12 protein-coding genes and 1 riboswitch are annotated in these 11,740 nt (G+C 66.4%); of the genes, 5 read left to right on the top strand and 7 right to left on the bottom strand.

Going from position 1 to position 11,740, the window contains the following annotated elements; all coding sequences use genetic code 11:
* Positions 1–215 precede the first annotated feature (215 nt).
* From WKI94_RS05370 to metX, 5 genes are all read left to right on the top strand, one after another.
* On the top strand, positions 216–656 hold the full coding sequence (locus tag WKI94_RS05370; protein WP_337844749.1) for a hypothetical protein: 441 nt from the start codon (positions 216–218) through the stop codon (positions 654–656).
* A 232-nt stretch (positions 657–888) separates the two neighbouring features.
* Entirely contained in the window at positions 889–1,584 is a 696-nt protein-coding gene (locus tag WKI94_RS05365; protein WP_337844748.1) for an SDR family oxidoreductase, read from the top strand.
* A 9-nt stretch (positions 1,585–1,593) separates the two neighbouring features.
* Positions 1,594–2,028, top strand: coding sequence for a SufE family protein (locus WKI94_RS05360; protein WP_337844747.1), 435 nt, complete (start codon positions 1,594–1,596; stop codon positions 2,026–2,028).
* Between the two features lie 32 nt (positions 2,029–2,060).
* Positions 2,061–2,197: riboswitch (SAM riboswitch) on the top strand.
* 120 nt (positions 2,198–2,317) lie between these two features.
* Positions 2,318–3,583 carry an O-acetylhomoserine aminocarboxypropyltransferase/cysteine synthase gene (locus tag WKI94_RS05355; RefSeq protein WP_337844746.1) on the top strand — a complete coding sequence of 422 codons (1,266 nt, stop codon included), beginning with the start codon at positions 2,318–2,320 and terminating at the stop codon, positions 3,581–3,583.
* Positions 3,580–4,722: a homoserine O-acetyltransferase gene (gene metX / locus WKI94_RS05350; RefSeq protein WP_337844745.1), complete on the top strand. Its 1,143-nt coding sequence runs from the start codon at positions 3,580–3,582 to the stop codon at positions 4,720–4,722. Before WKI94_RS05355 ends, metX begins: the two co-directional genes overlap by 4 nt.
* On the opposite strand, the gene WKI94_RS05345 is transcribed toward metX, so the two are convergent.
* From WKI94_RS05345 to WKI94_RS05315, 7 genes are read right to left on the bottom strand one after another with little or no spacing between them, the layout of a single operon-like run.
* Positions 4,719–5,507 carry an NADH-quinone oxidoreductase subunit B gene (locus WKI94_RS05345; protein ID WP_337844744.1) on the bottom strand — a complete coding sequence of 263 codons (789 nt, stop codon included), beginning with the start codon at positions 5,505–5,507 and terminating at the stop codon, positions 4,719–4,721. The genes metX and WKI94_RS05345 overlap by 4 nt on opposite strands.
* Positions 5,504–6,832 carry an NADH-quinone oxidoreductase subunit C gene (locus tag WKI94_RS05340; protein ID WP_337844743.1) on the bottom strand — a complete coding sequence of 443 codons (1,329 nt, stop codon included), beginning with the start codon at positions 6,830–6,832 and terminating at the stop codon, positions 5,504–5,506. Before WKI94_RS05340 ends, WKI94_RS05345 begins: the two co-directional genes overlap by 4 nt.
* Positions 6,820–8,190, bottom strand: coding sequence for a proton-conducting transporter membrane subunit (locus tag WKI94_RS05335; RefSeq protein ID WP_337844742.1), 1,371 nt, complete (start codon positions 8,188–8,190; stop codon positions 6,820–6,822). The genes WKI94_RS05340 and WKI94_RS05335 overlap by 13 nt, the downstream gene beginning before the upstream one ends.
* Positions 8,191–8,192: 2 nt before the next feature.
* Complete coding sequence (locus WKI94_RS05330) at positions 8,193–8,825, bottom strand: NADH-quinone oxidoreductase subunit K (RefSeq protein WP_337844741.1); 633 nt, start codon at positions 8,823–8,825, stop codon at positions 8,193–8,195.
* Positions 8,816–9,673 (bottom strand): NADH-quinone oxidoreductase subunit H, encoded by an 858-nt coding sequence (locus WKI94_RS05325; RefSeq protein WP_337844740.1) that lies wholly within the window; start codon positions 9,671–9,673, stop codon positions 8,816–8,818. The genes WKI94_RS05330 and WKI94_RS05325 overlap by 10 nt, the downstream gene beginning before the upstream one ends.
* On the bottom strand, positions 9,670–11,382 hold the full coding sequence (locus tag WKI94_RS05320; protein WP_337844739.1) for a proton-conducting transporter membrane subunit: 1,713 nt from the start codon (positions 11,380–11,382) through the stop codon (positions 9,670–9,672). The genes WKI94_RS05325 and WKI94_RS05320 overlap by 4 nt, the downstream gene beginning before the upstream one ends.
* A complete protein-coding gene (locus WKI94_RS05315; RefSeq protein WP_337844738.1) occupies positions 11,379–11,726 on the bottom strand; it encodes a metalloregulator ArsR/SmtB family transcription factor in 348 nt (115 codons plus the stop codon). Before WKI94_RS05315 ends, WKI94_RS05320 begins: the two co-directional genes overlap by 4 nt.
* Positions 11,727–11,740 lie beyond the last annotated feature (14 nt).

Genomic DNA, 11,740 nt, shown 5'->3' with positions numbered 1-11,740 from the left:
CTGGGTATGGGGGTCTTGGGTGTGTTCATAAGAACCAAAGACCCCCTTTCCTTTTGTCCTGTCAAGGTCTATGCAGGTGAATAACCGAAAGGGGGGATATCCTACCCCACCATGTAACGCTCCGTTGCTTGACAGCTTTTTTGAGGATGCTACCCTCAAAAACATGAGGGTGAATTATGTGCATACTGCGGGGACTATTTAGATTGTGGCTGTGCTTGATTCCGGTCATCCCCACCTTGCTGGCAGGCTGCACCCGTCCCGTACCAGAACCCGCCTTGCGGATCGAATTTTCTCCAGACCGTCTGCACCTTGTGCAGAGCGAGGCCAAAGAGGTTGCCATCACCCTGATGCGCCAGAACCTACCCGGATCGGTAGGGCTGGAATGGGTCGGCTCTTTACCGGAGGGCGTAACCGCTTCTTTGACACCCACCAGCACAACCGGCAACGCCGCCACCCTACGGATTGAGGCCTCGAGCAGCGCAGCCGTGGGCAGCTTTAACTTGCGGGTAAGGGCTGCCCAGGGATCCATAAGCACCACCAACGACCTACCCTTGCAGATAGAATCCAGCCAGCAACCCGACTTGCAGTTATTCCTGGACAACCCCACCCCCCACATCCGCCAGGGGCAGCATGCAGATCTTTTAGTTGACGTGTAGTTGACGTGCGGCGCACCAACCTCGAGGGCGTGGTGGTACTGGCCCTCGAGCAGCAGGACGGCCGTCCCCTGCCGCCTGGCCTGAGCGCGACCTTCAGCCCTGGCCAGCCCAGCACCACCGTCTCGATTCTACGGCTTGCAGCAGCCCCCACTGCTACCACCCTTCAGTATAGGCGGGCCCAGAGCCGGGGAATGTGAGGCCAGGGGTAATCCCCAGAGGGGGGCCTGGGAGAATGGGGGGCATGAAGGTGGCCCTGGTGAGCGGCGCAAGCCGCGGCATCGGTAAGGCGGTGGCGGAGGCCCTCCACCGGGAGGGGTACGCGGTGGGCCTTTTGGCCCGGGACGGGGAAAGGCTTAAGGCCCTGGCGGAGGCCTTGGGGGAAAGGGCGCTGCCCCTGGTGGGGGACGTGCGCCGGGAGGAGGACTGGGCCCGGGCAGTGGCGGCCCTAAGGGAGGCCTTCGGGGGATTGAACGTCCTGGTGAACAACGCCGGCATCGGGATCTTCAAGCCGGTGGCCGAGCTTTCCCCAGGGGAGCTCAAAGAGGTCCTGGAGGTCAACCTGGTGGGGCCCTTTCTGGGGCTCAAGGCGGCCCTGCCCCTCCTCAAGGAGAGGGAGGGAGTGGTGGTGAACATCGCAAGCCTCGCGGGGAAAAACCCCTTCAAGGGGGGCGCGGCCTACAACGCCAGCAAGTTCGGCCTCCTGGGGCTCATGGGAGCGGCCATGCTGGAGCTGAGGGAGGAGGGGGTGCGGGTGGTGAACATCCTCCCGGGCTCCGTGGACACCGGCTTCGCCGGGAACGCCCCGGGCCAGGCCTGGAAGCTTGCCCCCCAGGACGTGGCTGAGGCGGTCCTCTTCGCCCTAAGGCTCCCCCCCAGGGCCCTCCCCTCGGAGATAGAGCTCAGGCCCACCCGCCCCCAGGGGCGGTAGGCTAGGGGTATGGTGCCGCCCAAGCTCCAAGCCGCCTTGGACCTCATCAAGAGCCTCCCCAAGGAGCTCAAGACTCAGGTCCTCCTGGACTACGCCAAAAAGGTCCCGCCCCCACCCCCCGGGGTGGAGCTGGAAAGGGTCCACGAGTGCCAGACCCCCTTCTTCCTGCACGCGGAGGTGGAAGGGGGGAAGGTGAGGCTCTTCTTCCACGTGCCCGACGAGGCCCCCACGGTGAAGGCCTTCGCGGGGCTCCTCCTTGAGCTGGAGGGGGAAAGCCCGGAGGCCGTCCTCGCCATCCCCCCCGATTTCTACCGGGGGGCGGGGCTGGAGGAGCTCCTCACCCCCCTAAGGCTTAGGGGCCTCGAGGCGGCCCTAGGGAGGCTCAAGGCCCAGGTGCAAAGGGCCCTTGACGGCAAAGGGCCGGGCCCCTACACTGGGGCCTAACCGCGCCGGGGCGCGGCGAAAACCAGCCCGTTCTCTTATCCAGAGCGGTGGAGGGTACGGCCCTGTGAAACCGCGGCAACCTCCCGCCCCTTCCGTTCCATGGCCGGATCGGGGCGGGGCTGGTGCCAAGGCCGGCCCGGGCGGGGGAAACGCCCGGGGACGATAAGAGAAGGGGGAAAGCGCCACGCCCAACCCCTTCTTGGCGAGAGAGAACGGTCCCGCCGGGAAGGGGCTTTCGCATGGCCCCTTCCAAGCGCCCCAGGCCGGGTCTTGGAAAGGAGGCCAGAGGATGCGCTTTGAGACCCTACAGCTCCACGCAGGCTACGAGCCCGAACCCACCACCCTAAGCCGCCAGGTCCCCATCTACCCCACCACCAGCTACGTCTTCCAAAGCCCCGAGCACGCCGCGGACCTCTTCGCCCTGCGCGCCTTTGGGAACATCTACTCCCGCATCATGAACCCCACGGTGGAGGTGCTGGAAAAGCGCCTTGCGACCCTGGAAGGGGGAAAGGCCGCCTTGGCCACCGCAAGCGGCCACGCGGCCCAGTTCCTGGCCCTCACCACCCTGGCCCAGGCGGGGGACAACCTGGTCTCTAGCCCCAACCTCTACGGGGGAACCTTCAACCAGTTCAAGGTGGCCCTGAAGCGGCTTGGCATAGAGGTGCGCTTCACCTCCCGCGAGGAGCGCCCCGAGGAGTTCTTAGCCCTCACGGACGAAAGGACGCGGGCCTGGTGGGTGGAGTCTATCGGCAACCCCGCCCTCACCATCCCCGACCTCGAGGCCTTAGCCCAGGCGGCCCAGGAGGTGGGGGTGGCCCTCATGGTGGACAACACCTTCGGCATGGGGGGCTACCTCCTGAGGCCCCTGGAATGGGGGGCCGCCCTGGTCACCCACTCCCTCACCAAGTGGGTGGGGGGGCATGGGGCGGTCATCGCCGGCGCCATCGTGGACGGGGGGAACTTCCCCTGGGAGGGCGGCCGCTACCCCCTCCTCACCGAGCCCCAGCCTGGCTACCACGGCCTAAGGCTCACGGAGGCCTTTGGGGAGCTGGCCTTTATCGTGAAGGCCCGGGTGGACGGCCTCCGCGACCAGGGGCAGGCCCTGGGACCCTTTGAGGCCTGGGTGGTCCTCCTAGGGATGGAAACCCTCTCCTTGCGGGCGGAAAGGCACGTGGAAAACACCCTGGCCCTGGCGCACTGGCTCAGGGAGCACCCCCAGGTGGCGTGGGTGAACTACCCGGGCCTCCCCGACCACCCCCACCACGCCCGGGCGGTGAAGTACTTCCGGGGGAAGCCAGGGGCGGTCCTCACCTTCGGCCTCAAGGGGGGGTACGAGGCGGCCAAGGCCTTCATGGGGCGGCTTCGGCTCATCTCCCACCTGGCCAACGTGGGAGACACCCGCACCCTGGCCATCCACCCCGCCTCCACCACCCACTCCCAGCTCTCCGCCGAGGAGCAACGCCAAGCGGGGGTGGCCCCGGAGATGATCCGGCTTTCCGTGGGCCTCGAGCACATAGAGGACCTGAAGGCAGAGTTGAAGGAGGCCTTAGGATGAGCGAGATCGCCCTCGAGACCTGGGGAGAGCACGAGGCCCTCCTCTTAAAGCCCCCCCGCTCCCCCCTCTCCATCCCGCCCCCTATCCCCCGGACCGCGGTGCTCTTCCCCCGCCGGGAAGGGTTTTACACCGAGCTTGGGGGGTACCTGCCCGAGGTGCGCCTGCGGTTTGAGACCTACGGCCGGCTCAACGCCCGGCGGGACAACGCCGTCCTGGTCTTCCACGCCCTCACGGGCAGCGCCCACCTGGCGGGCACCTACGAGGAGAAGATCTTCAAGGCCCTTCCCCCTTTGGAGCAGGCCTTTGGAAGGGAAGGCTGGTGGGACGCCCTGGTGGGGCCGGGGCGCATCCTGGACCCCGCCCTCTACTACGTGATCTCCGCCAACCACCTGGGAAGCTGCTACGGCTCCACCGGCCCCCTCTCCCCGGACCCCCGCACGGGAAAGCCCTACGGCCGGGCCTTCCCGCCCCTCACCATAAGGGACCTAGCCCGGGCCCAGGCTAGGCTTTTGGACCACCTGGGGGTGGAACGGGCCACGGTCATCGGGGGAAGCCTTGGGGGGATGGTGGCCCTGGAGTTCGCCCTCATGTACCCGGAAAGGGTGAACAAGCTCGTGGTCCTCGCCGCCCCGCCCCGGCACGGCCCCTGGGCCCAGGCCTTCAACCACCTGGCCCGCCAGGCCATCCTCCAGGACCCGGGTTACTGGGCAGGCGAGGCGGCCCCCAAGGGGATGGCCCTGGCCCGGGGCATCGCCATGATGAGCTACCGGGCCCCCGAGGGCTTCGCCGCCCGCTGGAGCGAGGCCCCGGAGGCGGGCCCCTCCTATCTGGACTACCAGGGGGAAAAGTTCCTGAGGCGCTTCCACGCGGAAAGCTACCTGGTCCTCTCCCGGGCCATGGACACCCACGACGTGGGCCGGGGACGGGGGGGTGTGGAGGCTGCCTTAAAGCGCCTCCGGGAGATCCCAAGCCTCTTCGTGGGGATTGACACCGACCTCCTCTACCCCGCCTGGGAAGTGCGGGAAGCGGCGAAGCTTGCCGGGGCCCGCTACCGGGAGATCAGAAGCCCCCACGGGCACGACGCCTTCCTCATTGAAACCGACCAGGTGGAGGAAATCCTGGACGCCTTCCTGCCCTAAAGGGGCCTTCCCCCCACGAGCCGCTGCCTCGCCCGGCCCATAAGGAGGAGGAGGCCGTGTAGGATGGAAGCGGGGCGGGCAGGGCTTCCCGGCACGTAGACGTCCACCGGCAAAAGCCGGTCCACCCCCCCCAGGACCTCGGGGCTTTCCGCAAACACCTCCCCGGCGATGGCCTCGTTGCCCACCGCCACCACCCCCTTGGGTTCGGGAACCGCTTGGTAGGTGCGCAGGAGGGGGTCGGCCATGTTGCGGCTTACCGGGCCGGTGACCAAAAGGGCGTCCGCGTGGCGAGGGGAGGCCACCACTGAAAAGCCAAAGCGGCCCATGTCGTTAAAGGGGTTCCCCAAAAGGGCCACCTCGCTGTCGTCCAGGCCGGTGTTCCCCGCGGAGACCTCCCGGAAAGCTAAGGTGGGCAGGTGGAGCTCAGGGCGGGTAGGGGACGGGGGTCCAGGGTCCAAAAAGGCCTGGGCTGTGAGGTCCACCTGCTGCACCAGGTCTTCCCGCCGGGTCACGGCCACCTCGGCGGTCCGGATCTCCGCAATGGCCTCCGGATAGGCTAGCCGGCAACGCCCGCAGAGGACGCACCGGGCCAGGTCCAGCCGGAAAACGTCCTCCTCTTCCCCAAAGGCCCCGCTGGGGCAGAGGTCCAGAAGCCCCTGCCGCACCTCCGGGGCCAGACCCTCGGGGCGCAGAAGGGGCCAGCCGGGCGCCCAAGGGGGCAGGCGGTACAGGTCTTCCAAGGGTCGGGTGAGGAGACCGGTGGTCAAGGTCTTCCACAGGCTCATAGGTCGCACCCCGCGTAGGAAAGGTCAAAGGATTTGTTGCATAAGGGGAAGTCGGGAAGGCCCATCCCCCGCACGGCCAAGGCCAACCCCCGCCAGTTCTTGAAGCTGGGGTCCACCACCTCCGCTCGGGCCACCCGGCCATTGCGGAAACGAACCCAGTAGAAGAGCTCGCCCCGGGGGGCCTCCACCCGGGCCCAGGCCTCCCCTTCCCTCCCTTCCCCTTCCGTCCACACCGGCCCAGGGGGAAGCCGGAGAAGCTGCTTCTCTACGAGCTCCAGGCTGGCCAGGGCCTCCCGGGCGTAGACCCGAGCCCGGGCCAACACGTCCCCACCCTCCTCCACCACCAGGGGAAAGGGGGCGTAAGCGGGTTCGTCCTGGCGCAGGTCCCGGGGCACCCCGCTGGCCCGGGCCGCCGGGCCCACCATTCCCAGGAGGAGGGCCTGGGCCTGGGTCACCACGCCCACGTAGCGCATACGGTCCAGGACCATGGGGTCCTTCAAAAACCCAGGCAGGAGCCCCTGGAGCTCCCGGCGCCAACCCGCGATCCGGCGTTGGCTGGCCTCCGCTTCCCCTTGGGGCACGTCCCGCCACACCCCCCCAAGCCGCACCACCCCCCGGCCGTAGCGATGGCCGGTGAGGCGTTCCACCTCCCCCTGGAGGAGGGCCCGCACCCGGCCCACCTGGGTGGCAGCGTAGGTGTAGCCGATATCGGTAAAAAGCCCGGCCAGGTGGCCCAGGTGCTGAAAGGCCCGTTCCAGCTCCAGGTAGACGATCCGGAGGGCTTGGCCTCGAGGGGCCACCCCCCAGCCCAACGCCGCCTCTGCCGCCTGGGCAAAGGCCAGGGCATGGACCACCGGCTCGCTCCCCACCCGCTCCGCCAGGAGCAGGGCCTGGTCCCAGCGCCTGCCCTCAAAGAGGGCGAGCACCCCTCGGTGCTGGTAGCCCAGGCGGATTTCCAGGTGGAAGATCCGCTCCCCTAGAACATGGAAACGGAAGTGCCCAGGCTCAATGATGCCCGCGTGCACAGGGCCCACGGGCACCTGGTGAAGCCCCTCCACCTCGTCAAAGGGATAGGGGCGGCGGTGGTCCCGCAAGGGCTTCAGGGCCGGATGCCCCTCAGGCACCAGGCCGTGCCGTTCCCAAAGGTCGCGCTCAAACCACTCCAGGGCGGGAAACTCTGGGCTCAGGCTGGGAAAACCCCCCTGCGCAGGGTAGGCGAAGGCCTCCACCCTCCCACCCCGCTCCACCAGAAAGTGGAGCGTCCCTTCCTCGTACCACACCGCCACCGGCCGGCCTTCCCGCAAAGCCTCCCTTAAGGCTTCCACCGGAGCACCTCCGTCAGGGCTTGAACCCCTTCCACCGGGGGGAAGAGGCCCAAAACCAACACCGCCAAAAGGAGAAGGGCGGGGAAAAGCACCAACACCCGGGGCTTGGGCCTGCGCTTAAGCCCCCGCTCGGGGCCGAAGACCATGGCGCCCACCACCGGCAAAAGGCCCGCGAAGGCCAGGGCGAGCCCTGCCCCGTAAAGGAGGAAAAGGGGCCAGGAGGAAAAGCGCATGGCCTGGAACTCGGCCCAAAAGAGGGCAAAAGGGGGGAGTCCCGCCAAGGCCAGGAGGCTCAAGGCCCAAAGGTACCCAAGAGCCGGCCAGGTGCGGTAAAGCCCCCCCACCTGGGCCACAACTCGGGCATGGGTGGCCAAGAGGATGTTGCCCGCGGAAAGGAACGCCGCGGTCTTGGCCAAGGAGTGGAAGAGGGTGTGGAGGAGGGCCAGCCAGGGAAGCCCGAGCCCCAAGGCGTACACCGCAAGCCCCATGTGCTCCATGCTGGAGTAGGCCAGAAGGCGCTTGTACTCCGTCTGGGCGAAGAGGAAAAGGGCCGCCGCCAACAGGGAAGCGAGGCCGAAGGCCACAAGGAGCCCCCGAGCGAAGGGGCCTTGGCCAGCCGCCTCCATGAGGGCCGTGTAGCGCAGGAGGGCGTAGAAGGCCACGTTGAGCAGCACCCCCGAAAGCAAGGCAGAAACCGGACTCTTGGCCTCAGCGTGGGCATCGGGCAGCCAGGCCTGCATGGGGAAAAGACCCACCTTGGTTCCGAAACCGATGAGGAGGAAAGCGAAGGCCAACCTCAGCTGCTCCCCTGAGGCCTTGGGGGCCAGGGCCAGGGCCTCCCTCCAGTCCAGGGTAGTCCCCCCCAACAGGGAGTAGACCAGGATCACCCCAATCAGCCCTAGGGCAATGCCCACGCTCCCTAAGAGGAGATACTTCCAGGTGGCCTCCAGGGCTCGAGACCCCCCACCCAGGGCGATGAGCAGAGCCGAGGCCAGGGTGCTTCCTTCCACAAAAACCCAGAGAAGGCCCAGGTTGTAGGTGAGGTAGGCCCCGTGCAGGGCGAAGAGGAAAAGCCCACCCATGGCGAAGAAACGCCAGGCCTCCGGGTCCTTTTCCTCCTCAAAGTAAAAGCGGGCGTACAGGGCCACCAAGGCGTAAAGGGAATCCGTGAGGAGGAGGTAAAAAAGGCCCACGCCGTCCAGGCGGAAAGGGCCGTTGGCCCCACCCCACGAGAAAAGGGCCAGGACCAAGCTTAAGAGCGCACCCAAGGCGCTAAACCCCGCCAGAGGGGAGAGCCGACGCTCCCGAAGGGCCAAAAGGGTAGGGCCTAAGGGCAAAAGGAGCAGGACGTAGCTCACCCCTACCCCCTAAGCTCCCGCAAGCGAGCGGTGTCCAGGTGGCCAAAGGTCTGCTTGATGCGGAAGATAAGGATGCCGGCCAGGAAAACCGCCGCAAAGGCATCCAGGGCCACGCCAAACTCCACAAAGAGGGGCAGCCCGTGGCTTTCCGCCAGGGCTAGGAGAAAAACCCCGTTCTCCAGCGCCAAGAACCCCAAAACCTGCGTGATGGCCTTCTTGCGGGTAGCCATGGAAAGCATTCCCAAAAGGATAAGGGAAAAGGCCACGGGCACCGCCTCAGGAAGCCGCGCCTCCGGTAGGACAAAGGCCCTGCCCGCCCAAAACCCCAGACCCACCAACCCCCCACCCAGGAGGAGGGAGAGGGGAACGGAAAGGTAGGATTCCACCTCGTGGCTGACCTCGAGGCGGTCCAAAAGCCACAGGAGGTAGGCCGGGATAAGGATCCCCTTGATGAGGAAAAGGAGCACCCCCGCCCCGATAAAGACGGGGCGGCCCTCCGCCAGCACGAAGGCCAGGAGGGCCAGAAAGAGGTTCTGAAGGGCATAGAAGCGGATGAGGGCCCGCAGGCTCTTCCGCGCCACCATGAAAAACCCCGTGACCAGGATGAGCAAGACCAGTTCCGATGCTAGATCCATAGGTGCACCACCTTCCCCAAAAGGGCCAGAAGGCCCGCCAAGGTCCCGTAGCTCATGAGATCGGGTAGGCGTAGGTAGCGGAGCCTCACCCCGTAGGTCTCGAGGTAGGCCAAGGCAACAACCCCTAGGACGAAGGCCAGGGCCAAGGCCAACCCCAGGGGGAGGGGCAGGAGGAGGGCCATAAGCCCCAGGTAGAGGAGGAGCTTAACCCCCGCCGCAAGCTCGTACAGCGCAAGAAGGGGCCCCCCGTGGTCCAGGAGCTGGGCCTCGTGGATCATGGTGAGCTCCAGATGGGTGGTAGGGTCGTCCACGGGCATCCGGGCCCCCTCGGCCACCAGGGCTAGGGCCAGGGCTGCAAGGGCCAGGAGGTAGACCAACCCACTGGCCACCGTCCAGGGCTCCAGCTGGGCCAGGCTGAACCCCCCTTTCCAGGCCACCGCGGCCAAGGCCATAACGGTACCAGGTTCCACCAGAACCCCCACTAGGCTCTCCCGGTAGGCCCCCTGCCCGCCGAAAGCGCTCCCCGCGTCCAAAGCCGCGGCCAGCTGGAAAAAGCGCCCCAGGTTAAGGAAGTAGAGGAGAAGGAGGAAGTCCCCGGCAAAGCTCAAGGAAGGCCCCAGGGGAAAGAAAATGGCAGCCAGCAAAGTGGAGGCCAGAGCCAAGACCGGTCCCAAAAGGAAGACGGGGGAGGCCATTTGGGGAAGGATGTAGGCTTTTTGGAAAAGCTTGACCAGGTTCCGGTAATCGTAGAAGGGATCGGGGCCCACCCGGTTTTGCAACCGCGCCTTAAGCCACTTCAGCGTGCCCGTAAAAAGCGGGGCTAAGAGCAAAAAGAGCAGGGCGCTCACCGGCTCACCCCCAACACCAGAAGAAGGGCCAGGAACTGGAGGAGGAGGTAGAGATGCACGCTACCCGACTGCAGGCGGCGCACACCCCAAGCCAGGTGGGCGTACCCCCGGGCCCCCCAGGCCAGGGCCTGCTCCAGGAGGTCCGGAACCTCCAACCGGACTCGAGGCGCCGGCGGATATCCTCCCCGCCCGGGCATCTCCCAGGTCCGGAGGGGAGCGAAGGGGAAAAGGCGCAAAAGCTGCTCGCTGAACCCCAAGGCGTTGGGCTGCATGGCCGGCGTCAGGGGCTCGTACCCACAGTCCCAGGTCCGGTAGGCCCGCCAAGGCCGGGTGCGGAGCCATAGAAATCCCCCCCAGGCCAGAAGGCCCAGGGCGAGGACCAGGGGCCAAACGACAAACGGGGCCACCCCCAAGGGGCGCAAGAAGGGGCTAGGGAAAAGGGAAAGAAAAAGGAGCATCAGGGTGGGCACCCCTAAGCCCAGCCGCATCCCCAAAGGTTCCTCCTGGACCCCTCCGGCCTCTGGGCTCCGGGGAACCCCCAGAAAGGCCAGGCCGAAAAGGCGGAGGTAAAGCACCCCTGCCAAAGCCCCCACCAGGGCCAGGAGGCCCACCCCCAGAGCCAAAACCCCCTTGGTCTGCAAAAAGCCCAGGTACAAGAGCCATTCCCCCACAAACCCAGCCAACGGGGGCAGCCCCGCCCCCACCAAAACCCCGAGGAGGACCAAGGGGGCGGTCCGGGGCAGGCGGGCCCAAAGGCCCCCCAGGGCGTCTAGGTTGCGGCTTGGCAGCAAACCCGAGGCCAGGAAAAGGAGGCCCTTAAAAAGGGCGTGGGCCAGCTGGTGGTAAAAGAAGGCCCCTAAGAAGAGGGGGCTTTGGGTGAGGAAATACCCCCCCAGCGCCGCCAGGAGGAGGTTCAGGTTCTCCACACTGGAGTAGGCTAGGATGCCCTTAAAGTCACGCTCCGCGAGGCCCCGGACCAGGGCGTAGACCGCCCCCGAAAGCCCCAGGAGCACCAAGACCCAACCCACCCAGGAAGGTGGGGGGGCAAACCAAGCGGAAGAGCGATAAAGGCCGTACAGCCCGAGCTTTACCATTCCCCCGGAAAGGAGGGCAGAAAGGGGGCTTATGGCCACAGGGTGGGCCTTGGGAAGCCAAGGGTGCAGGGGGAAAAGCCCAGCCTTGGTGCCGAAACCCAAAAGAAGCCCCGCCCACACCAGGGTCAACGGGGCCTGGCCGTGGAAGAGAAAAGCCAGGAAAAGCCCCACCCCGGAAAGCCGGCTAGCCAGGAAGAAGGCCTGGCTTCCCTCTAAGGCCTCGGGGCCCTCCAAGGCGATGAGCAGGAAGCCCAAAAGGGCCACCCCCTCCCACAGGAAAAGAAAAGGGTAGCCCGGAGGGGCCAGCACCACCCCCACCAGCACGCCCATGAAGAGAGGAAAGAGGAAGGCCTCGAGACGGGCCCGGGGCCAAGGGTGGTGGGGCAGGTACGAGGCCAGGTAGGGCCCCAAGGCCACGTAGAGGCTTCCCAAGAGCCCCAGATAAAAGGCCTGCACGTCCCCCCTTAAGGCAAAGGCCCCTAACCCCCCCACCTGAAGGAGAAGCCCACTTCCCCCTAGCGTGTAGGGCAAGAGGGCAAGCCCAACCCGGGGGAACCAGGCCAAGGCGGCCTGTAGCCCCAGCAAGGAGAGGGCTAAGAAGCTCCATCCGCTCATCCCCCACTCCTCCTCAAAGCGTCCAAAAGCTCGGTCTGCGCCTGGAGCTGCTTTTCAAACACCCTCCGCCCCAGATCCAAAAAGGCGTAAACCTCCGGATCCCGCACGGCGTAGTACACCTGGGCCCCCTCCCGGCGGGCATCCACGAAGCCCCGCTGGCGCAGAACGGCCAGCTGTTGGGAAAGGGTAGACTGCTCCACAGCGAGAAGCTCCCGAAGCTCGGACACGCTCTTCTCCCCACCCCGCAGGGCATCCAGGATGGCTAAGCGAAGGGGATGGCCTAGGGCCTTGAAAAACTCGGCTTTGAACCGGTGAAGGGGCTCTAGGTTTTTAGTATTTTGCATATTCCAAACCTCTC

It is taken from the genome of Thermus sp. (assembly GCF_037444525.1).
Classification (GTDB): Bacteria; Deinococcota; Deinococci; order Deinococcales; family Thermaceae; genus Thermus.
This window is presented reverse-complemented; position numbering and strand designations above follow the sequence as displayed.